Annotated in this window: 18 protein-coding genes and 3 pseudogenes; 10 read left to right on the forward strand and 11 right to left on the reverse strand. The window is 67.9% G+C overall.

Annotated features, from left to right (window positions below; translation table 11 throughout):
* The first annotated feature begins 8 nt into the window (after nt 1-8).
* Nucleotides 9-821, forward strand: a complete 813-nt coding sequence (locus tag OG289_RS00345) for an ABC transporter permease (RefSeq protein WP_327311981.1) — start codon at nt 9-11, stop codon at nt 819-821.
* A 60-nt stretch (nt 822-881) separates the two neighbouring features.
* Here the strand turns inward: OG289_RS00345 and OG289_RS00350 are convergent, their stop codons facing one another.
* Nucleotides 882-2948, reverse strand: a complete 2067-nt coding sequence (locus OG289_RS00350; protein ID WP_327320540.1) for a polyprenyl synthetase family protein — start codon at nt 2946-2948, stop codon at nt 882-884.
* 553 nt (nt 2949-3501) lie between these two features.
* Here OG289_RS00350 and OG289_RS00355 point away from each other — a divergent pair.
* The 5 genes and pseudogenes from OG289_RS00355 to OG289_RS00375 all read left to right on the forward strand — a co-directional run bounded on the left by OG289_RS00355 (nt 3502) and on the right by OG289_RS00375 (nt 6916).
* The gene (locus tag OG289_RS00355) at nt 3502-3816 is read left to right on the forward strand and encodes a DUF6300 family protein (RefSeq protein WP_327320541.1); all 315 of its coding nucleotides are present in this window, start codon (nt 3502-3504) and stop codon (nt 3814-3816) included.
* Nucleotides 3713-4206, forward strand: a pseudogene (locus tag OG289_RS00360) (NF041680 family putative transposase); the annotation flags it as partial. The gene OG289_RS00355 and the pseudogene OG289_RS00360, both read left to right, overlap by 104 nt.
* Nucleotides 4207-4623: 417 nt before the next feature.
* Entirely contained in the window at nt 4624-5817 is a 1194-nt protein-coding gene (locus tag OG289_RS00365) for an IS110 family transposase (protein WP_327311982.1), read from the forward strand.
* Between the two features lie 295 nt (nt 5818-6112).
* Nucleotides 6113-6256 carry a transposase gene (locus OG289_RS00370; protein WP_327311983.1) on the forward strand — a complete coding sequence of 48 codons (144 nt, stop codon included), beginning with the start codon at nt 6113-6115 and terminating at the stop codon, nt 6254-6256.
* Nucleotides 6257-6262: 6 nt separating this feature from the next.
* Nucleotides 6263-6916 (forward strand): IS5 family transposase, encoded by a 654-nt coding sequence (locus OG289_RS00375; RefSeq protein WP_327311984.1) that lies wholly within the window; start codon nt 6263-6265, stop codon nt 6914-6916.
* Here the strand turns inward: OG289_RS00375 and OG289_RS00380 are convergent.
* The 3 genes from OG289_RS00380 to OG289_RS00390 form a co-directional block, all read right to left on the reverse strand.
* Nucleotides 6861-7385, reverse strand: a complete 525-nt coding sequence (locus tag OG289_RS00380; protein WP_327311985.1) for a hypothetical protein — start codon at nt 7383-7385, stop codon at nt 6861-6863. The genes OG289_RS00375 and OG289_RS00380 overlap by 56 nt on opposite strands.
* Nucleotides 7386-7638: 253 nt before the next feature.
* Entirely contained in the window at nt 7639-9072 is a 1434-nt protein-coding gene (locus OG289_RS00385) for a multicopper oxidase family protein (protein WP_327311986.1), read from the reverse strand.
* Between the two features lie 291 nt (nt 9073-9363).
* Nucleotides 9364-10422, reverse strand: coding sequence for a DUF418 domain-containing protein (locus OG289_RS00390; protein ID WP_327311987.1), 1059 nt, complete (start codon nt 10420-10422; stop codon nt 9364-9366).
* Nucleotides 10423-10988: 566 nt separating this feature from the next.
* On the opposite strand from OG289_RS00390, the gene OG289_RS00395 reads away from it, so the two are divergent.
* The gene (locus tag OG289_RS00395; protein ID WP_327311988.1) at nt 10989-11780 is read left to right on the forward strand and encodes an IS5 family transposase; all 792 of its coding nucleotides are present in this window, start codon (nt 10989-10991) and stop codon (nt 11778-11780) included.
* Here the strand turns inward: OG289_RS00395 and OG289_RS00400 are convergent.
* Entirely contained in the window at nt 11737-12255 is a 519-nt protein-coding gene (locus tag OG289_RS00400; RefSeq protein WP_327311989.1) for a hypothetical protein, read from the reverse strand. The two genes, OG289_RS00395 and OG289_RS00400, sit on opposite strands and share 44 nt — an antisense overlap.
* A gap of 390 nt (nt 12256-12645) precedes the next feature.
* Here OG289_RS00400 and OG289_RS00405 point away from each other — a divergent pair, with 390 nt between their 5' ends.
* The 3 genes and pseudogenes from OG289_RS00405 (at nt 12646) to OG289_RS00415 (ending at nt 15639) form a co-directional block, all read left to right on the forward strand.
* Complete coding sequence (locus OG289_RS00405) at nt 12646-13302, forward strand: maleylpyruvate isomerase family mycothiol-dependent enzyme (protein ID WP_327311990.1); 657 nt, start codon at nt 12646-12648, stop codon at nt 13300-13302.
* A gap of 83 nt (nt 13303-13385) precedes the next feature.
* Nucleotides 13386-14228 (forward strand): IS5 family transposase, encoded by an 843-nt coding sequence (locus OG289_RS00410; RefSeq protein WP_327311991.1) that lies wholly within the window; start codon nt 13386-13388, stop codon nt 14226-14228.
* Between the two features lie 36 nt (nt 14229-14264).
* Nucleotides 14265-15639 (forward strand): annotated as a pseudogene (locus OG289_RS00415) (NF041680 family putative transposase).
* Between the two features lie 171 nt (nt 15640-15810).
* Here the strand turns inward: OG289_RS00415 and OG289_RS00420 are convergent.
* From OG289_RS00420 to OG289_RS00445, 6 genes and pseudogenes are all read right to left on the reverse strand, one after another.
* On the reverse strand, nt 15811-16446 hold the full coding sequence (locus OG289_RS00420; RefSeq protein ID WP_327311992.1) for an MBL fold metallo-hydrolase: 636 nt from the start codon (nt 16444-16446) through the stop codon (nt 15811-15813).
* A gap of 376 nt (nt 16447-16822) precedes the next feature.
* The gene (locus tag OG289_RS00425; RefSeq protein ID WP_327311993.1) at nt 16823-17203 is read right to left on the reverse strand and encodes a nuclear transport factor 2 family protein; all 381 of its coding nucleotides are present in this window, start codon (nt 17201-17203) and stop codon (nt 16823-16825) included.
* A gap of 29 nt (nt 17204-17232) precedes the next feature.
* Nucleotides 17233-17697, reverse strand: a complete 465-nt coding sequence (locus tag OG289_RS00430) for a hypothetical protein (protein WP_327311994.1) — start codon at nt 17695-17697, stop codon at nt 17233-17235.
* Entirely contained in the window at nt 17694-17924 is a 231-nt protein-coding gene (locus OG289_RS00435) for a hypothetical protein (protein WP_327311995.1), read from the reverse strand. The genes OG289_RS00430 and OG289_RS00435 overlap by 4 nt, the downstream gene beginning before the upstream one ends.
* A 44-nt stretch (nt 17925-17968) precedes the next feature.
* Nucleotides 17969-19421: pseudogene (locus tag OG289_RS00440) on the reverse strand (aldehyde dehydrogenase family protein).
* A gap of 130 nt (nt 19422-19551) precedes the next feature.
* Nucleotides 19552-20514 (reverse strand): helix-turn-helix domain-containing protein, encoded by a 963-nt coding sequence (locus OG289_RS00445; protein WP_327311996.1) that lies wholly within the window; start codon nt 20512-20514, stop codon nt 19552-19554.
* Nucleotides 20515-20761: the final 247 nt, after the last annotated feature.

A 20761-nucleotide genomic window follows, 5' to 3' on the forward strand; every position in this document is an offset into this window, starting at 1 on the left:
GGCGAGGGGTGCGGCTGTTCAAGATCGCCACGCGTTATGGCCTGGTGGAGCATGCCAGGAACCGGTTCGCCATGCTGCTCGTGGCGGTGTTTCTCCCTGTGTGGGTCATCATGACGGGCTGGGCTGTCACCAAGGAGCCTGTGCAGTTCCGGCTGCACAGCACCAGTCACGTGTTGACCGCCGACGGTGACAAGATCACCCAGATCACCGGGGCGCTGAACGGGGTCACGCTGATCATCGGATTCATGATGTTCGCGGCGACCTTCAGCAATGGGGCATTCGACCGCCGTCTGTCCATGGCCGGGTTTCCCCGGGTTCCGCTGGGGCTGGCGAAGGTCGCCTGCCTGGTCATTGCGTCGGTGGCCGTCTGTTCGTACGCCACCGCGGTCATCTGCTGCTTCTGGTCGCCCCGGCAGCCCGTGCTGCTCGGCGCGGCGCTGTTTGGCACGGCGATGACCTACGGCGCGCTGGGCGTCGCCCTCGGCACGCTCCTGCGCCGCGAGGTGGAGGGCATGTTCGCCATTGTGATGATCAGTGTCGTGGACCTGGGCTTGCAGAATCCCCTCGCCAGCGGAGCGGACAGCGGCATGGTGCGCTGGCTGCCCTCATACGGCGCCATGCAGGCTGCGACAGCCGCAGGCTTCTCCACCACCGTGCCCGCCGTGGACTTCGCCGTCCAGCTGGCCTGGTTCACCGCCGGCGCCCTCATTGGCCTGCTTGCCTTCCATCGGCGTACCCGGTCTGCGCTGACAGCCGCTGCGCGGATTGGCTGGCAGGCGGATGCCGACCCGGTGCCGTTCGGTAAGGCGGCGAATCGATGAGGGCGGTGTCCCTGTGCAAACAGCCCGCACAGGGACACCGTGTTTCTATGGCCCCCGGGGCTACCGCGTGGACGGGGCCGGGGCGGCAGGCCAGCTGATCTCACGACGCAGACGCTCCAGGTCCGGTCCCGCGGCCGTGGTCTTCGGCTGGTACCTTTCGGACTCGTCCTGCCGCAGATCGAAGAACAGTTTCAACATATCGTAGATCGCCGCATACCGGTCACCCTGGCCGGAGAGGCCGGGCAACATGCGGAAGAGCACGGGCACGTACTTGTATACCGCGTTGAATTGGGCACGTTTCTCCGCCACTTGGCGCTCCACCCGCTCGATGGCTTCCGCGCGGCTGCACCCCATCTCGTGACGGATCGCCCTGACCAGGTTGTAGGGGACCTGGTCAGCCTCGTCCTGGTCCACGCCCGCCAGGTCGTTCTCAGCGAAGACGACGAAGAAGCCTAGATCCTCAAGACGTCGGACCAGGCGGTGGCTGCGCACCGCTGGAGGCATCTCCCGGTCCTGCACGATCTCCGAGCACGCCAGGCCGACCTCGAAGCCACCGGTCGACCTCCGCAGCGGCAGCCAGTCCGCTGGTGAGGGGATGTAGCCGCTGATGCGCTGGCGTGCCTCACGCTCGCAGGCGTGGAGCCATTCCTCGATGTTGTCGAGCAATGCCTCCTGCCATCGCACTGTCCTGCCTTTGCACAGGCGCGGCCACAACTGCGCCCAGGACGTCGGGATCGCGCCGTGCGTCCAAGGTGCGCCCGGGGACTGGCGCAATGTCGCCACCAGTCCTTCCCTCAGCGCGGTAACAGCGCGCGGGTCCGTCAGCTGCGGATCCTCGAACAGGTCGTCCCACACACCGAACAGCATGCCCAACGCTGCGCTGGTCTGCCTCCTTTCGAAGAGGTCATCGTCATTGCCGTCGGTGTTGCCAGCCTCATTCGCCACCCGAGGAAGGATCCGCTCAATCATCGACAGAGCGCCCGACAGCCGGTGATGGTCAGCCTCGGCTGGGGTGGCGGCGATGCCCGTCTCCACGAGCCAGCCCTTCAGCCACCTCGTGACCTGCTCAGCGTGCGCGCTGTTCTGGGGCTGAGGGGCCTGCCGGACCTGGTGGGGGATAACCGCGGGACGGGAAGCTGTGGGCCGGTCGAGTACGGCCCGAGCGTAGGCCGTCAGACCATCGAGCGCATAAGAGTGATCGGTAAGGTGGGAAAGCTGATCAGCGGCCTCGGTCATGTGTGCGTCGGCCACCGCCTGCGCCTCCTGCACGGCCCCGGAGGCGACAACGAGGTCCCGGGCGCGTGCGGCTTCTTCCTGTGTCATCTCCTTGCCCAAAAGGTGGCCGAGGTCGCGGTCGCGGGAAACCGCACGGATCACAGGCAGGGTGTAGACACCCTCGGACAGATCGGTGTTGACGGGCTTGCCCAACTCCTCAACGGTCGACGTCAGATCGAGAATGTCATCGCGTAACTGATAGGCGTGCCCGAACTGCCAACCGAACCCGGCCAGCGCCTCCTCCCAGTCATCCTGCCGACCACGGACCCCGTTCGCCTGCATCGCCCCCAGCCGGCAGGCCAGGGCGAACAACTGCGCCGTCTTGCCGGCGATCGCGTCGAGGTAGGCCTGTTCGCTGCGCGAGGTCGCATACAGGTCGGCCGCCTCCATCACCATGCCGGCGCACATCCGTTCGTTCGCCATCGTCCCCTCGACGACTTCGCGCTGACCAAGCTTTGCCAGCATGTTTAGGCCGGTGAGCATCACGCAGTCCCCGGCGAGGATGGCCAGGTGGTCACCCCATACCGCGTTGGCGCTGGGGCGGCCCCGGCGCTCGTGAGCGTGGTCCACGACGTCATCGTGGTAGAGCGCGCCCAGGTGCAGCATCTCGACGGCTGCGGCGGCGAGCACTGCCCGGTCATCGGCCGGCCTCGAAGGATCCGTGAGAACGTAGTACGAGAGCAGAGCAAGGGTGGGACGGACCAGGCCGCGGGACGTGCCTGGCCCTTCCTGTGTGAGCGCGTCGAGTTCGGGCCTGCCCTGGATACGCACCGGTCCCAGAGCGTCACGGACCCTGTCCAAGTCCGCCTCCAGACACGGAAAAGCAGCAGGGTCAATCCCAGAAGGTGGCATTGTGCGCTCCTGACACTGGTCGGTGTTCACCGAGCGCGAGGACAGCCGACACGCAGCAGCAGAACGTCGCAGTACCCGCTCCCCGTTGTGACCACCTCCACGCCTCGACGCCAGGAAACAGGAGACTGTCGCAGTACGCGTCCTTTCCTGCGCTAAACCACCTAATCGCATGAGCTGTCCGCTCTGCGGGGGTGCGTTCGCGCTGGTCTGCCGTTGGACGCGCCGCCCTGGCTCCGGCGGACAGTCGGGCGGCCTGGCAGACCAGTTGAAGTGGGTGCGGTGCCTCATCGGGAGCAGCCGGGACCGATCACAATCTGTGATCGCTGGTTGCCGACTAACCTGCGTCGTTCTTGCCAACTACGTGGCGTCATAGCTCTCTGACCAGCTGCAGCCGATTCCGACTCTTGCCAACATGCCTGCGTCGTCACAGTTGACGGCGTAGATCAGCGGGTCTTGGGTGGACGGCCACGTCCAGAGCAAGGGGCTGGCCATGGCGTTGCTGGAGTTCTCCGACCGACTGCCGCAGTGTTCACGCTGCCGGGGCAACCTCATCATGAGCGGGGTGGCGCCGCAGGACGACGAACACGGGCGGCCGATCCACCTCGAGCTGTGCCCGGTGTGCGACACCGGCGACGTGAACCGCCCGGCGGCCGGCCTTCTCGTCCAGCGGTTCGCCAACGACGGCGGCCATGACGAGAGCCGCGTCAAGGAGGGCTCACACCTGCTGATGGAGTGGACGAAGGAGTGCATGGCCGCCCACGGCTGGTGCTTGCCCCAAGCCGGTGTGGTTGTGGTCCTCGCGCACCGGCATGACCGGCCAGGACGTCGATGTCCGCTGGCAGGCGTTCCTCCGCAGATTCGATCTTGAACATACCTTCCGGCTGTTCAAGCAGACCCTGGGCTGGACCGTCCCCAAGGTCCGCGACCCCGCGACCGCCGACCTGTGGACCTGGCTGATCAACGCCGTCCATACCCAACTCCGCCTCGCCCGGCCCCTCGCCGAGGACCTCCGCCGCCCCTGGGAACGGCCGTCCGAGCCGCGCCGGCTCACCCCCTGCCCGGGTCCGCCGGGGGTTCCGCCACCTCCGCGTGAGGACCGCCCGTCCCGCCGACGTGCCCAGACCCTCCAAGCCCGGCCCCGGACGCCCACCCGGCTCGAAGAACCGCAGTGCCAGCCCCACGTCACGAGCCTGGGAAGACCGTGAAACGAATCGAAACCCTCACCGAACACGTCCGCCTGAAACAGCAGCGAGGTTAATGATCAATGGTCCGAGGTCGAAATGGGTCTCGAACTAGGGCGCTCACCTGGGTGTTCGCCGGACAGTGAGGCGGCCTTCGTCTGATCCTGTGCTCCGACCAAGGTGCACCGATCAAGACGAAGGCCGTGTAGGTGAGTCTGCTGCCTGATGCCGGTCCCGGGGAAGCGTTCGCGAAAGCGTCACGCTTCCCTACGTTGTTCTGCGGGACGCGGTGAGCCCTTCGTATGGTTGACCCGCCCAGGGGCGTCGGGTGTGGCTTTCACGCTTCTGCCGCTTGTGGCTTGCCCGGATTGGCCGCCCGACGCCCCACGACGACTCGGCTGCCAATTAGGAATTGCGAATGATCGCTCCGTAGGGAATCGACAGCGAGGTCGTCCGTCGGGAGGCACCAGCAGCACACCGCACGGAGGCACCACATGGCCGCGATCTGGGCCGGCATCGATGCCGGCAAGACTCACCACCACTGCGTCGCAATCGACGAGGGCGGCCGTCGGCTGCTGTCGCGACGCGTCACCAACGACGAACCCGAGCTGCTCGAACTCCTCGGCGATGTCCTGGCCCTGGGCGACGAGGTGATCCGGGGTATCGACCTGGCCGACGGCGGAGCCGCTTTGGCCATCGCGATCCTGATCAACCACGGCCAGCCGGTGTGCTACATCTCCGGCCGGGCCATTCACCGTGCCTCCGAGGGCTACCGCGGCGGGGGAAAGACCGACGCCAAGGATGCCGCCGTCATCGCCGACCAGGTCCGCATCCGCCGTGATCTGCACCCCTTACGCGTCAGCGACGAGGCCGTCACCGACCTCAGGATCCTCACCAATCGCCGCACGGACCTGGTCGCTGACCGCACCCGCACCGTCAGTCGGCTCCGTGCCCAGATCACCAGCATCTTCCCCGGCCTGGAGCGGGCCCTGGACCTTGCTAACACAGGCCCGCTGACCTTGCTGACGGGCTATCAGGCTCGGGCAGCCCTGCGCCGAATCGGCGCCAAGCGGCTGGAAACGTGGCTACGCAACCGCAAGGTCATCCGCGCTGACCGGCTCGCCGGGACCGCTGTCCCGGCCGCCGAGCGCCAGCACACAAGTCTTCCCGGGGAGGAACTGACCGCTCAGCTGGTGCACACGCCGGCGAAGGAGGTGATGGTCCACAACCAGCAGATCGACGAGGTGGACAAGCTCATCGAGGCGCGGTTTCGCGACCACCACACCTTCGAAGTGATCACCAGCATGCCCGGGCTGGGTGTCATCCTCGGTGCAGAGTTCCTAGCTGCCACCGGCGGAGATATGGCTGTCTTCGGCACCCCTGACCGCCTTGCCGACGGCTTCGGTGGTGTCGCGCCCGTGCCCCGCGACTCGGGCAAGATCAGCGGGAATCTGCGGCGTCGCCAGCGATACAACCGCCGCCTCCAGCGGGTCTTCTACACCTCGGCGTTGTTCAGCATCCGCTACTGCGAGGATTCACGGCGTTTTTACGATCGCAAGCGCGCCGAAGGCAAGCGTCACACCCAAGCGGTGCTCGCCCTCGCCCGCCGCCGTGTCAACGTCCTCTGGGCCCTTCTGCGCGACGGGCGGTGCTACCAGCCGGAGCCGCCAATCGCTTTGGCGGCTTGACAAACACCATTAGGAATCCGGGAAGACTTAGAAGCCGTTGTTCAACCGATCTTGGAGCGTGCTGGTCGAACAAGGTTCCTGGCCGGGTGATCTTGCAGCGGCCGGTGCATGTAGGCAGGGCCTCCTGGTAGCTCGAAGGTGCGAACCGATCGAGTAACTGGAGGCCCTGTTGTCGTTGTTGTACGCGCCCGGACCCGTCCGTTTCAACTCGGCCGTCGTGTCGTGCGACTGTCTCGCGCATACGTACGGGAATGCGGCCGATCATCCGGAGCGGGAACGCCGGTATCCCTCGGACATGACGGACGCGGAGTGGGCGGTGGTGCGGCCCTTGCTGCCGGTCCCGGCCTGGCTGAACGGGAAGGACGGGCAGCCGGAGGGGTACTGCCACCGTAAGATGATCGACGCGGTCCGCTATCTGGTCGACAATGGCATCAAGTGACGGGCGATGCCGGTCGACTTCCCTGCCTGGGACCGGGTCTATGCCTTCTACCGCCGCTGGCGCGATACGGGCTTGATCGCCGAGTTCCACGACCGGCTGCGCGTGCAGGTGCGTGGGTGCGCGGGCCGCGATGCGGAGCCGACCGCGGGAATCATCGACTCGCAGTCGGTGAAGGGTGCCGCTTCGGTGCCGGCCGCTTCACGCGGCTTCGACGGCGGCAAGCTGATCAACGGGCGCAAGCGCCATGTCGTCGTGGACTGTCTCGGACTGCTGCTGATGGTGCTGGTCACCGCGGCCGATGTGACCGACCGTGACGCGGCCTGCGGCATGCTTCAGCATCTGAGCTGTCGCTACCGGAAAATCACGTGGGTGTGGGTTGACGGCGGCTACACCGGTCGCCTCGCCTCCTGGGCGAAGGAGACGCTCCAGCTCACCCTGGACGACGTCAAACGCCGCGACAACACCACGGGGTTCGTGGTGTTGCCGAGACGGTGGGTGGTGGAGCGCACGCTGAGCTGCTTGCTGCGATCGAGGCGCCTGGCCCGCGACTACGAGACGCTGACCGCCAGCAGCGAGGCCCTCGTGCTGTGGTCGATGACCATGCTCATGGGACGCCGCCTGGGCCGCCACAACCCAGGCCTGCACCTGGCGACAGCGTGAATACCCCCGCACGCTCCTGGGCCAGCCAGCCCCGTTCCACCAGCCGCCTCACTTTGGAACGCACGCCCTCGATCTTCGCCGGGATCAGGGGCAGACCCAGCCGCCCGGCCAGCTCCTTCACCCGAAGACCCTCGCTCGGCCCGCTCTCCAGCACGCCCAGCAGCCGCCGGTAGTCCGGCGCGAGGGCGTCCGCGCCCAGTCCCTCACGCCAGTGCGGCACTACCGAACCGGTCACCGCCACCTTGGCCGCGGGCGGCACCGGCCGGGGCAACACCGCCTCCGGCACTGCTTGCGGCCCGGCCTCTGCCAGGGCTTCGGCCAGTTCCGCCACCGCGATGACGCGCCGCTCCAACACGGTCTCGGCCTGCGCCAGTTCGGCCATCACCCGCTCCGCTTCCCCGCGCAGTTCCTCAACCCGCACCTGCGCAGCGGACTCCCGCGCCTCCAGCACACCCATGACCGAAGCCATCAGCGACCTCCATGCCCTCCAGGACGGACCCGACGGGGCAACCCTGCCTCGACACCACGGAGTTCATGCCTGACCAGCAGAAACCCACCGATCACGCCCGGAAAGACAACGGCTTCTCAGTCAACCGACGTGCTACGCAACCAGGTTGGAAAAACCTCATTGCCTTCCTACTGGTACGACTGGGGCCGTAGTCAAGCCTCACCGTTGCAGCTTAGAAATGATCCGAACGCGACCCTAGATCAAACGCGCAGGCTTATCCAGTGCTGCCGGCAGCGATGACGTTCACGTAGCCCATCATTCCGTTGTCCTCGTGTCCGGTGATGTGGCAGTGAAACATCCATTGCCCGGTGAAGTCCGTAAAGCGGATCCGGATCACTACTTTTCCAGCTGCTCCATTGACTGCGTGGGGAACGCTCACGGTGTCCATGTAGTCGGCGAGAGGTTGGGCGACGCCGTTCACACTGAGGATCTGGAACGGTGCGATATGGAGATGGAACGGATGATCGTGGTCACTCGTGTTAGTGAGCGTCCATTCTTCGACTGTTCCGAGTGTGGCCGGTTTCTTGAAAGTCGGCTTCTTCATGTCGAACAGCTTGCCGTTGATCCAGAAGTTGTTGCCGCCGTCGTCGCTCAGGGCCACGCTTCGGGATTGGGCGATGGGTTCTCCGGACAGATCGGGTTCGGATCCGGGAAGCGGTCCGGCTATCTGGGGCGAGGTGGCCATGCCCGACGGTCCCCCAGTGGCAGCCGGCCCCGCGCTCCCGCTGCCCTGTTGGACATTGACCTTCATGAGGGTGGTGTCGGGGTAGGAGTCGCCGTCGGCCTCCGTCCCGGACACGTGGGCGAGGGTTCTGAGCCAGGTTGATCCGGGGGCTCCGGCGGTCACCAGGACGTCGAAGCGTCTGCCGGGCGGAACCAGAAGGTGGGTCGCCCGGGTCGGCGCCGCGGAGGGAATCCCGTCCTGGCCGACGACGGTGAAACTGCCGCCGTCGAGCTGGAGATCGTAGTAGATGGCGTAACCTTCATTGGCGATTCGCCACAACTGGGTTTCACCGGCTTTCACGTTCAGCGTGGGCTGGTACTGACCGTTGACCAGGCGGACCGTCGGCTCTGCGGGCTCGAGGACCCCGTCCGGGTAGACGATCGAGCTGGATCCGCTGATCTGGGCGTCCTTGAGTGCCAAGGTATGAGCGGTGATCCCGCGGTAGGCCGGCGGCAACGATTCGCGACTGTCCCCGACAATGATTGTTCCCGACAGCCCCGCCCCGATCTGGCTCTCGGTTCCACGGCAGCGGGTATTCGCTGGGTCCCCGGAGCACATTTGATGGTCGTGGTACCAGTATGTCCCGGGTGCCTGGTTTGCGGGAATGTCGAGATGGTAGGTCAGAGTTTGACCAGGCTGACCGGACAGCATGATGTTGTCCGCGCTTCCCTTCGGGGACAGGTGCATTCCGTGGAAGTGCAAGTTGGTTGCCGTGCCAAGATCGTTTTTCAGATTCAAGGTGACACGCTGGCCAGGAACCGCATGGAGGGTCGGCCCGACGAGACTCCCGTTGTAGGTCTCCGCGAGCACCTTCTTGCCCGAGATCATCACCTCCTTCTGGGCCGCCGTCAGCTGAACCGTCAAATCCCTGGGGGTTGCGGTGTTGAGGTCGGGCGGTTCCACCAGCGCAGCGCCGGAAACCATGTCAGCCGCCTGCTGTTTGACAGTCTTAAGTGGCTTTCCATTAGCCGCCGAATTTGGCTGTGCGCTCGCCTGCTGTTCGACAGTCGGAAGTGGCTTTCCATTAGCCGCTGAATTTGGCTGTGCGCTCTCGCAGCCTGCTAGGAAGGAAGACAGGAGAGCGGCCCCGACAGCGAGGACTCCGAGGCGGGCAATGCGTGATCGACGCGCGGTCGAACGTGCGGACAAAAGACTATTCCTCTCTGGAAGGTTATTCAGAACGCGGTGGCGATCTTCTCGGTGTGATTACCGACCTCATTGGATGTACTTGGCGGGCTTGGTGGCGGCGTTGAGGAGATATTCCAGCGGGCCGCGGCGGAAGAAGCGGGACCAGAGCGCGGCGAACACGATCGCGCCCAGGATGTAGGTGAGTACGGGTATCCAGGATCCCGGGGTGTTGGTGCCGGGGGCCGGGGGCAGCAGGGACTGGGCGACGAAGTGGCCGACGTAGGCCGTCAGGGACATGGCGCCGACGGCGATGACCGGTTTCGCCAAGCGGCGCAGGAGCGGCAGGCCGTCGATGAGCACCGTCGTGCCCACGATCACGAGGATCGCGACTCCGACACTGCCGATGACGTCGAACGTGGTGCCGCTGTGCGGTCCGGCGGACAACAGTTCCGACATCGGCAGCTCCGGCATCCCGCCGGACCCGCCGCCCTTGGACGACGCCGCAGAGCCGCTGGACGACGACCCGCCCTCCGCCATGCTCTTCAACGCGTCCTTGCCCGCAAGGAGCAGGGACAGGCCGTAAGCGCCTACGACGAGGGCGGCGCCGAGCGCGGCCAAGCGCCGCCGGACGGCAGGGACGGACAGGTCGAGGCGGGCCAGCGCCATGCCGGCGACCACCAACGAAATCCACGTGATCGTCGGGTAGAAGCCGTTGAACAGCAGATCGAGCACTCCCACGCCGCTGATCCGCTCGAGCGGATCGTAGGCATTGATGCTCTCCTGTACCGACTCGCTCAACAGCGAGGCCAGGGCAAACGACAGCTGCGGTGTGACCCGGGCGAGCCCGGCCGCGGTGATCGCCAGCGTCCTCGCGCTCAGTCGCACCAGGGGCAGGGCGATGAGGAAGTAGACGCCGCAGAAGCCGAGGATGAGCGCCAGCAGGGTCGCGGCGCGGATCGCGATCCGGGCTTTCGCCTGCCGACCGGCCGGGCCGGTCTTCGGCTCACGGCGGCCGGCGATCAGCATCAGCGAGAACCCGGCGAGGGTGGCGAACAGCACCGACGAGTACTCCTCGGCCAGGAAGCGCACCCAGTTGCCGACGCCGTGTGTGGCCGACAGTTTCGGGCCGATGTGCACGATGTACATGCCGAAACACCGCCAGCGCGCGGGCCAGATCCACCCCGACCAGGCGTCCCACCGAGCGGCCGCCGGGGGCCTGCCCGGCGGACTCGAAGCGAGTGCTCCTGCGGAGCCGGTGCCTCCTGCGGCGGCTGTATCTGCGTCATACAGGAAATCTTTCGGCGCCGCTGGGCGGCGGGCCACCCGCCGAGCTTCGGTGACACCCCCGCCGACCGGCCAGGCCCACCCCGCCGACCGGCTGGAATCGATGCCTCAGCGGCCGGAGCCGGGGCGCGCGGCGCCGTCTGACACAGCGGCAGACCCTAAGACGTTGTTGTCGCTCCGATCTTGAGGGTTGCGCGTCGAACGGGTGTCTCAAACGGGTGATCGTTGCAGGCTGCGGGCATGGGAACAAGGCCTCTTGGTAGCTCGGGGTTGCGAAGCCAACCGAGAACGAGGAGACCCTGTTGCCGCAGTTGTACGCGTTCGCGCCGGTGGAGTTCAACTCGGTTGCTCCGTCGTGTGATTGTGTCGCTCACCGGTTCGGGAATGCGGCCGATCACCCGGAGCGTGTTCGGCGGTATCCGTCGGACATGACGGATGCGGAGTGGGCGGTCGTGAGGCCGCTGCTGCCGGTTCCGGGCTGGCTGCGGGGCCGGGGCGGGCAGCCGGAGGCGTACTGCCACCGGGTGATGTTGGACGCGGTCCGCTATCTGGTGGACAACGGAATCAAGTGGCGGGCGATGCCGGTCGATTTTCCGCCGTGGGACCGGGTCTATGCCTTCTTCCGGCGTTGGCGTGAGAACGGCCTGGTGAAGGAGTTCCATGACCGGCTGCGCGGACAGGTCCGCACACAGCTGGGGCGGGACACGGAGCCGACGGCCGGCGTCATCGACTCGCAGTCCGTCAAAGCCGATGCCGTTGTCGCCGGCGACAGCCGCGGCTTCGACGGCGGCAAGCTGATCAACGGCCGCAAGCGGCACGTCGTGGTGGACACACTCGGCCTGCTGCTCGCGGTCATGGTGACCGCCGCGGACACCGGGGACCGCCTTGCCGCGCACGTCCTGTTGCGTCAAGTCACCGATGCCCACCACCAGTTGTCCCTCGTCTGGGCCGACGGCGGTTATACCGGTAGGCTCATCGAGCACTGTCTGACCGTGCTCGGCCTGGTGGTGGGAATCGTCAAACGCAGTGACGACATGCGGGGCTTCGTGGTGCTGCCCAAGCGGTGGATCGTCGAGCGGCTCTTCGCCCACCTGATGCGAAGCCGCCGCCTGGTGCGCGACTTCGAACGCCGCACCAGCAGCGCGGAGTCGATGATCTACTGGTCGATGACGATGCTCATGACCCGCCGCCTTGTCCGGCCGCACCCGCGGCGAGCATGAACCGGCCCGACTGGGGCTCGGCGAGCCAGCCGCGCGCGACCAGCCGTTTCGCCTTCGAGCGCAGTCCTTCCACCTTCGCCGGCACCGCGTCCAGCGCAAAAGCGGCGGCCATCTCCTGGCAGGTCAGCGGCCCTTGACGGAGCCGATGCCGGTCCGCAAGCGCCTGCAGGATGCGCTGGTAGTCCACCGACAGCTCCGACCATGTCAGGCCCTGACGCCACACCGGCACCTGCGACTTTGGTCTCGCGGCCGTTTCCCTGGACGGTGCCGGAACGGGCGCAACAGGGTCCTGCCCGGCCTCGTCCGCCGGGGCCAGGACCTCACCGACCCGCGCGCGGGCGACAGCCCACTCCCTCCAATCCCGCTCCGCCACGGCCAACTCGGCCTGAATACGGTCAGCTTCCTCCCGCAACTCATCCACTCGGCGGCGAGCAGCGAGTTCACGCTGTTCCAGCAGCCCCACGACCGACGGCATCCACGACCCCCATAGAAGCGATGGCACGACAGCCCACCCCTTCCACAAGGTCGCGGCTCCTACCCCTGACCAGCGGAAACACAGCTAACAAGCCCGGAAAGACAACAACGTCTTAGAGGCCGCGCGGATAGGTGGCGCACAGGGCACCGAGATGGCGGCGCAGATACGGGTCTGAGCAATCACGAAGTTGCGGCGCTCCGTGACCACTATCCGCGCGAGCACACTTACGTCTCGCGCAGCTCGTGCGGTCTGTGGTCCACTGACCACACTCCTTGATCAACATCTCTGGGGGCGTCACATGGGAGGGTTGCCCGATCCACAGTGAAGACGCCCATGAACTCTGTATCACCGTGGACCGATGAGTTTGGCGCAGTTGGTTCGTCTTGCCTGGTGACGATCGTCGACCGTACGAGCGACATGGAGTTGACCTTGACGAACGACGCCGACCTGCAACCTGCCGTAGCCGCCGAGTTCGCGGCCCTCGCCGACCTGCTCGGCTCCGCCTCTGATGCGCAGTGGGATACGCCATCCCTGTGTGAGGGCTGGCGGGTTCGCGAAGTGATCGCGCACCTGACCATGGCGGCCCGGTACTCCGAAAAGGAGTTCATGGCCGAGTTGCGCCACTGCGACTTTGACTTCAGCCGCTTGTCGAACCAGATCGCCGGCCGGGACGCCGAACTGCCGACTGGCCAGCTCGTTGCCAACCTGCGCGCCGACGTGATGCACCACTGGACGCCGCCGGGCGGTGGGTATCACGGCGCGCTCAATCATGTGGTGATCCACGGCCTCGACGTGACCGTGCCGCTCGGGGTGCCGCGCCGCTCACCCGACGAGACCATCCGGGTCGTCCTCAACGACCTTACCGAGGGCGGCGGGCACACACACTTCGGCATCAACATTGAGGGACGCAGCTTCCAGGCCACCGACCTTGACTGGTCGTACGGATCGGGCCCAGCACTGCACGGCGCCGCCGAAGACCTGGCACTCAGGCTCTGCGGTCGGACCATCCCGGATGGACGGCTGGAGGGCACACCGCTTTACAGATAGGCGCGGTGGGGGCCTCGGCAACAGAACGGACACAGGTCCGGTGATCATGGAGTTGCGACGCTCTGTGATCACTGGGGAGACCTGTGCCCGCGCTGCCATCATGGCTGACCGAACCGCTCTGGGACCAATTCGCCGACCTGCTGCCCAAGCGGCCGTCTTACCATCCGGACCACCCGCTCGGCTGCCATCGCCCGCGGATCAGCGACCGGATCATCTTCGACAAGCTCCTGCAACTGCTGCGCTTCGGCTGTTCTTACGAGGCGATTGCCGACACGACGTGCTCGGCCACCACGATCCGCAACCGTCGCGACGAGTGGATCCGACTCGGTGTCTTCGCCCGGCTCAAGCAGATCGCATTGGAACCCTACGACCGGAGCATCGACCTCGTCCTCGACCAGATCGCCGTCGACGGCTCCATCACCAAGGCTCCCGGAGGCGGCGAGGTCGCAGGACGCTCACCGGTCGACCGCGGCAAACAGGGACTGAAACGCTCGGGCATGACGGATGGATACGGCATTCCGCTGGGCCGTGTCCTAGCCGGTGCCAACCGCCACGACTCCCCGCTGCTTGCCCCGACCCTGGACCGCCTGGACGACCTCGGACCGTTGCCCGACGACATCACCGTGCACCTGGACGCCGGCTACGACTCGGACAAGACCCGCGCTCTGCTCAACGAACCCGGCATCCACGGCCGCATCGCGCACAAGGGCGAGAAGGCGCCGATCCAGGCCAGTCGGCGTTGGCACGTCGAACGAACCCACGCCTGGCAGAACGCCTTCTACCGACTCGCCCGCTGCTACGAGCGCCGCGCCACCGTCATCGACACATTCTTCGACCTCGCCGACACGATCATCACCGTTCGTAGCCTGATCCGACGGGCATGGACCACTCACCGCTGGGACGAACGCCCGAACCGCCGCCCATGACCGCACGCCTATCCGCGCGACCTCCTATTCGACTGCCTGACCGCACGCGTGGACGAACTGTTCGACCTCACCGACGCGTTGCCTTGAGCGGACCGGCCGGTGAGGACGCCGGTGGACCTGACGCTGGTGGCCGAGCACCGGCGCGGGCACGGCGCCCTGTACGACGCGCTGAACAACGGGACCATCGACGTGCCCCGGCTGCGGCAGGTGCTGGCCGGCCTGCCCATGCCGCAGGCCGCCGACGGGCGCCTGGTCCTCGCCGTCGACGTCAGCAACTGGCTCCGCCCCGACGCCCCGACCAGCGCGGAGCGTCTGTTCTGCCACGTCTACGGCCGCAGCGGGCGGACGTCGGACCAGTTCATACCCGGCTGGCCGTACTCCTTCGTCGCCGCCCTGGAATCGGGCCGGACGTCCTGGTGCCAGCTCCTGGACGCCGTCCGTCTCGGGCCGGCCGACGACGTCGCCGAGGTCACCGCCGCCCAGGTCCGCAGGGTGGTCACCGACCTGATCGAGATGGGCCGCTGGCACGCGGGTGACCGCGACATCCTGGTCGTCTTCGACGCCGGCTACGACGCTCCGCGCATGGCTCACCTCCTGCGCGGCCTCCCGGTCGAGGTCCTGGGGCGGATGCGCACGGACCGGGTCATGCGCCGCCCGGCGCCCTCCCGCAAGGAGTACTACCTGGCCCACCCCCACGGCGGCCACCCGCCCAAGCACGGCGGGGAGTTCCGCTTCGCCAAGCCCGAGACCTGGGGCGAACCCGACGCGGGGACGGCACAGGTCACCGACCGGTACGGCACCGCCCGCGCGATGGCCTGGGACCGCATCCACCCACGCCTGACCACCCGCTCCGCGTGGATCGACCACACCGGCGAACTCCCCGTCATCGAGGGCACGCTGATCCGTCTCCAGGTCGACCGCCTGCCCGGTGGCCAGGACCCGCTGCCCCTCTGGCTGTGGTCGTCGGCCACCGCCCTGAGCGGCGAGGACGTCGATGTCCGCTGGCAGTCGTTCCTGAGGCGCTTCGACCTGGAGCACACGTTCCGGCTCATGAAGCAGACCCTGGGCATGACCCGGCCGAAACTCCGCACCCCGAGGCCGGCGAACGCTGGACCTGGACCGTCATCGCAGCCCACACCCAGCTCCGCCTTCTCCGCCAGGCGGCCACCGACCTGAGACGGCCGTGGGAGAAGCCGGCTCACCCCGGCCGGCTCACCCCGGCCGGGTCCGCCGCGGGTTCAGGAACCTCCGTCCCCACCTCGCCTGTCCGGCCCGTGCGCCCAAACCCTCAACTCCTGGCCCTGGAAGGCCGCTTGGTTCGAAGAACCGGCGACCCGCCACCCACTACGACGTGGGCAAGACCGTTGAACGACCAGAAAGCATCACCGAACGAAACCGGCTCGGACCATAGAGAACAAGATCAGTACCTGTTTCTGAACCTGTGATCGCCTGCCGAGTTGTTCGTTGTGGCTTCGATAGATCAGAACTGGCAACGCTGTTCGCCTGGATCGCTCGGGAGTGACGCTGCTGTGTCGTCGTCCGGGCCGCGTGCATCAAGCGGTTGACGTGCCGAGACTGACACTCACAGAGCCGTGCTCTCCCCCGATGCGAGCCGCAGGTGCTCCGCGCTGACGAGGGCGGCGAGCGTGCCGTCGTAGATCGGGCGGGCGAGGTCGGTGAGGAGGGCGTCGTGGATGTCGAAGGCGCGCTGCGGCTTGACTTCGCGGACGTAGTCGATGACCTCGGAGATCTTGCTCCAGGGCGGCATGACGGGGAGCATCAGCGTCTCAACGGCGCGGTCGGGGACGGTGAGGGCGTCACCTGGGTGGAAGACCTTGCCGCCGTCGATGAGGTAGCCGACGTTGGTCATGGGCGGAACGTCGGGGTGGATCTCCGCATGCCACTCGCCGTGGACCTGGACGTCGAAGCCGGCGGCGGTGAAGGTGTCGCCGTGGCCGACGGTGTGCACCCGGCCAGGGAAGGCCGCGGAGATCTGCTCGGCGACCGACTCGAGGGTCCAGATCTCGACGGCCGGGTTGGCCTCCAGGGCCGCCCGCAGCCGCTCCTCATCGAAGTGGTCGGGGTGCTCGTGCGTGACGAGGATCGCGTCCGCGCCGACCGCGGCGTCCTCCTCGCTGAAGACCCCGGGGTCGAGGACGAGGGTCTGTCCGTCCTTCTCCAGGCGGACACAGGCGTGTGACTTCTTCATGACCTTCATTGCGTGACCTTCACGAGTTCGTCCTGCCTCCAGGGGAGGCGGGGGGTTCACTGGGGGGGGCGCCGTTCCCTACCGCCCCGAGCCATGACGCAACTCGGGGTGGCACCTCGGATCGATCGATGGAGCCAGAGCCATACCGCCACATCGACGCGGCGCCGCCCGGGCTCGCGCGCTGAGCGGGTCGAGCGGGCCCAGGGCAGGCTCGTGAGGGGGGAGGTCCCACTGCGGGCGGGCGGGGAACGGCGGTTGCGCCCGCGCGTAGGGCTTGGTTTTCGAGGGCAGCCTGCCGGATGCCTTCCGCGCACAGGGCGAGGGTCCGAAAGAGTCCCGGCCGTGCCGCCGCGAGCAACGCAGTGGGCAGCCGGGCGTACGGCGGTCAGGCGGGCGATGCGGGCGGCCACCAGGCGAGCCGGAAGGCCGCAATGCGGTCACCGCGCAGGTCGTAGGAGGCGAAGAAGCGCACGGTGGCCTCCTGACCGGTGACGAGCGGGGTGAGGAAGTGGTCCGGGACGTCCCGCTCGGGGCGCAGCACGATGTCCAGTTCGGCGAGGATGTGGTCCTCGGACCGCAGCACGATCCGCGGCTTGAGCTCTTCCGGGATCCCGGCTTGCCCGCGGGTGAGGAAGCCGATCACCTCGTCCCGCCCGCTCAGCGTGCGGAGTGGCATGGTGATCGTGATGTCCTCGGTGTAGTACTGCTGGGCGGTGGCCGCGTCGTCGCCCTGGTTGTACGTCTTGATGTAGCCGTCGTAGTCCATCGTGGTCTCCTTCCCGTCTGTGGTGGTGGTCAGGACGCTGTGCGATCGGTGTGCGGGACGGGGCACAGTCCGCCGCCCGACGGGCCCTCTTCGCTCCGCTCCGTGCCGGCCATGCCGTGCGCCGCCAGTCGTTCGGCCTTGCGCTTCTCGATCAGCGCGGCCCGCTCGCGGAAGTACTTCTCCGATGCCGCCTCGCGCGGTTCGGGCAGGAACTTCTGCAGCCGCATCTGTGTCTTCAGCAGGAAGCGGGCCGGCGCGGCGAGGCGGCGGTCGGGGTCGGGCAGGTGGTGCAGCCGGCGAATGCGCTCCGGCACGGTGGTGAGGACCATCGCCCGGCCGAAGGGCCACAGCCGCTTGGGGAAGTTGCGCTCGACGAAGCCCTGGATGATGCCCTCGGAGACGATCAGGCCGTTCTCGCTGTGCTCGTAGGGCTGCGACTCGTAGTCCTCGACGAACGCGAGCATGGCGTCGAAGTCCTCGGGGAAGCCGGTCACCGGGCCGTGCTCACCGACGAGACGATCTTCCCGGTGTGCGCGAGGGTCTCCGACCCGCGGGGGTGGACGATGTTGTGGATGGTGCCGGCCGAGACGACCAGGTCGAGGACGGTGGCGTTGAGCTGGTAGTCGCCCATCAATCGGATGATCTGCTCGTAATCGGTCTCCGGGTCCAGCTCGCGCATGGCCCGGTCGACCCACTTGTATCCGCGCTTGGTTCCTGGCACCAGGACTCCTTTGTCGTGAGGTGAACCGGATCGAGGGGAGGCGGTCAGAACGGGTAGGTGGGCAGGTCCCCGCGCACGGTCACCCACTGCTGCTCGGTGAAGGCGTCGAGTTTGGCCGCTGCGCCGCCGTGCCGGGATCCGGTCCCGGAGTCACCGACCCCGCCGAACGGGGCGATGGCCTCGTCGTTCACGGTCTGGTCATTGATGTGCACCAGCCCGGACGGGATGCGTCCGGCGAGTTCGAGCCCCTCCATGACGTCGCGTGTCAGGATGCCGAGCGAGAGCCCGTACGCGGAGTCCGCGGCCAGCCGGACGGCCTCGTCCAGATCGGCGAAGGACACCACGGGCGCGACCGAAGATCTCCTCGGTGTAGGCCCGGGAGGCCACCGGAACGTCGGCAAGCACGGTCGGACGGTAGAAGAGCCCTTCGTAGGTGCCGCCGGCCGCGATGCGCGCATCCGCGTCGACGGTGTCCCGCACGATGGCGTCGATTCCGGCGAGCTGGTGCCGGTCGATGATCGGGCCGACGGCAACGTCTCCGCCCGCGGGATCGCCGACCGGCAGCGCGTCCGCGTGCCGGGCCAGCGCGGCCGCGTACTCGTCCGCGATCCGCGCGTCGACCAGATGCCGGCCGCGGGCCACGCAGATCTGCCCGGCGTGGTGGAACGAGCCGTACGCGCCGACGGAGGCGGCCTTCTCGATGTCGACACCGGCGCACACGATCAGCGCCGAGTTCCCTCCGAGCTCCAGGTGCACCCGCTTCAGCCGGGTGGCCGCCTCCGCGGCGACGGCCCGTCCGGCCCGGGTGGAACCGGTGAACGCGATGACCGGGATCCGCGGATCCTCGACCAGGGCGGCCCCGACCTCAGCGCCTCCGGGCACCACGTGCAGCAGCCCGTCAGGCAGCCCGGCCTCTTCGAAGATCCGGGCGAACACGACGCCGCCGGACACGGCGGTCCGCGGATCCGGCTTGAGGAGCACCGCGTTGCCCAGCGCGAGCGCCGGAGCGACGGCGCGCATCGCCAGGATGAGCGGGGCGTTGAAGGGGGCGATGACCCCGACGACACCGACCGGCACCCGGCGGGCGAAGGACAGCCGCTGCTGTGCGGAGCGCAGCAGCTCACCGTAAGGCGCCGAGGCGAGGGCGGCGGCCTCGTGGCACTCATCGGCACCACCGACGCGGGTCTGGAAGGCGGCGAAAGGACGGATGGCGCCGGACTCGCGTACGAGCCAGGTCTCGATCTCCTCCTGATGCCGCTCGAACAGCGCCGCAGCGCGGCGCAGGACCGCGGCACGGTCGGTGTGCGGCCGGGCGACCCACTCCCGTTGGGCCTGCGCCGCGCACTCCGCGGCCTTCGCAACGTCCGCGGGCGTCGCCGATCCGACCCGGTCCAGGAGGGTGCCGGTGGCGGGTTCGACAACGGCGATGTCCTCGCCGCTCCCGCGGACCCAGCCGCCCGAGAAGATCCGTCCGGACCACTGCGGGTCCGCCAGCAGCTCAGTCTGCACGCGCGTGCCTCCTCGTCGAGCGTGCGCCCCGGTGGCGCGCGACCTGCCGACAAGTGTCCGAACTGCGGCGACGGGGGTCTTGTCCGCACGCGTCGTGCGGCTTGTCAGTTCGCGACAGTCAGCTCGCGGCGGCGTTCGGAGAAGGGCCCAGGCGCTGTCGGCGGTATTCGCGGGGCGCGACGCCGAACGCGGAGTGGAAGCGCCTGCTGAACCCGGCGGGGTCGGTCATCCCGTACCGGACGGCGATGTCGGTGATCGTCTCCTCGGCGCGCGCGGGATCGGCGAGGGCGGCCCGGGCGGCGGCCAGCCTGCGCGAGCGGATCACGGCGGTCAGCGTCTGGCCGGCCTCCTCGAAAGCGCGTTGCAGCTGCCGGACGGACACGTGGTGGGCGGCGGCGACGGTGACCGGTCCGAGGTCCGGGTCGCCGAGATGGCGCTCGACGTAGTCCAGGGCGCTGTGACGCAGCCCGGTCACCCGGTCCGGCTGCGGGAGCTGCTCCACCAGAGCCGTCAGCGACGCACCGAGCAGGTGGGCCAGCGCGTCGGCGACCCGCTCCTCCTGCCGTCGGGTGAGCACGCCCAGCCCGTCGACCAGCGGCCCCAGCATGCCCACGGTCGTCGCCGCCGCCGGATCGGACCCAGCGATACGGGTGGCGGACACGGCGGAGACGCGCTCGGGGGTCAGGCCGAGCAGACCAGCCGACAGGGACACCGTGGTCGTCCGGGTGTCCTCGGCGAACAGGGCCGTGCATTCACGGCCGGGGTCGATCAGGGCGAGGTCGCCGGGCATCAGTTGCGCCTCCCGCCCGCTCTGACGCAGCGTCGTGGTCCCGGCGAGGGCGACTATCACAGTCACCGGCGCGGCCGCGCGGCCGCGCAAGGACCGGGAGCGCAACACGGAGGCCGCCATGGCCGTGTGCGTGACCCGGAGCCGGTCGAGCTCGCCGACCGTGATCCGACCGCGCACGTCCGGCCGCAACGGGGTGAACCGGAGGGGGGCGTACAGGTCGCAGAGCACGTCCTGCCAACGCGCCGACCGGTCGGCCGTGGGCCACTGCTCCGCATCGATCACGGTGACCATTCCGACCTCCTCTGTGGCGACGTCGCCCGATAGCGCCGATCCTGCCAGGCGACGGGCCCGTCGCGCTGCGTCGGGTGTTCAGATGTGAACTCCGGCCTCTCGACGGCAGGAAGCCTCATGCGGGGGCCGTCGGCCACCGGCACGCCGCTCCGGCACGGGCACGCTGCAACGTCCTCGTCCGGCGCGATATTCCGGTACGCCTCCGGCAGCACGTCCGCTTCAGCCCTTGCCTGCCACGATGCGTGGG

Source organism: Streptomyces sp. NBC_01235 (assembly GCF_035989285.1).
Classification (GTDB): domain Bacteria; phylum Actinomycetota; class Actinomycetes; order Streptomycetales; family Streptomycetaceae; genus Streptomyces.

What these genes read in the sequence shown, in the direction of transcription:
- OG289_RS00350 (WP_327320540.1), bottom strand. Translation starts at nt 2,948, where the DNA reads ATGCCACCTTCTGGGATTGACCCTGCTGCTTTTCCGTGTCTGGAGGCG.
- OG289_RS00355 (WP_327320541.1), top strand. Translation starts at nt 3,502, where the DNA reads ATGAGCGGGGTGGCGCCGCAGGACGACGAACACGGGCGGCCGATCCAC.
- OG289_RS00365 (WP_327311982.1), top strand. Translation starts at nt 4,624, where the DNA reads ATGGCCGCGATCTGGGCCGGCATCGATGCCGGCAAGACTCACCACCAC.
- OG289_RS00370 (WP_327311983.1), top strand. Translation starts at nt 6,113, where the DNA reads ATGACGGACGCGGAGTGGGCGGTGGTGCGGCCCTTGCTGCCGGTCCCG.
- OG289_RS00375 (WP_327311984.1), top strand. Translation starts at nt 6,263, where the DNA reads ATGCCGGTCGACTTCCCTGCCTGGGACCGGGTCTATGCCTTCTACCGC.
- OG289_RS00380 (WP_327311985.1), bottom strand. Translation starts at nt 7,385, where the DNA reads ATGGCTTCGGTCATGGGTGTGCTGGAGGCGCGGGAGTCCGCTGCGCAG.
- OG289_RS00385 (WP_327311986.1), bottom strand. Translation starts at nt 9,072, where the DNA reads ATGGTTTCCGGCGCTGCGCTGGTGGAACCGCCCGACCTCAACACCGCA.
- OG289_RS00390 (WP_327311987.1), bottom strand. Translation starts at nt 10,422, where the DNA reads ATGTACATCGTGCACATCGGCCCGAAACTGTCGGCCACACACGGCGTC.
- OG289_RS00395 (WP_327311988.1), top strand. Translation starts at nt 10,989, where the DNA reads ATGACGGATGCGGAGTGGGCGGTCGTGAGGCCGCTGCTGCCGGTTCCG.
- OG289_RS00400 (WP_327311989.1), bottom strand. Translation starts at nt 12,255, where the DNA reads ATGCCGTCGGTCGTGGGGCTGCTGGAACAGCGTGAACTCGCTGCTCGC.
- OG289_RS00420 (WP_327311992.1), bottom strand. Translation starts at nt 16,446, where the DNA reads ATGAAGGTCATGAAGAAGTCACACGCCTGTGTCCGCCTGGAGAAGGAC.
- OG289_RS00425 (WP_327311993.1), bottom strand. Translation starts at nt 17,203, where the DNA reads ATGGACTACGACGGCTACATCAAGACGTACAACCAGGGCGACGACGCG.
- OG289_RS00445 (WP_327311996.1), bottom strand. Translation starts at nt 20,514, where the DNA reads ATGGTCACCGTGATCGATGCGGAGCAGTGGCCCACGGCCGACCGGTCG.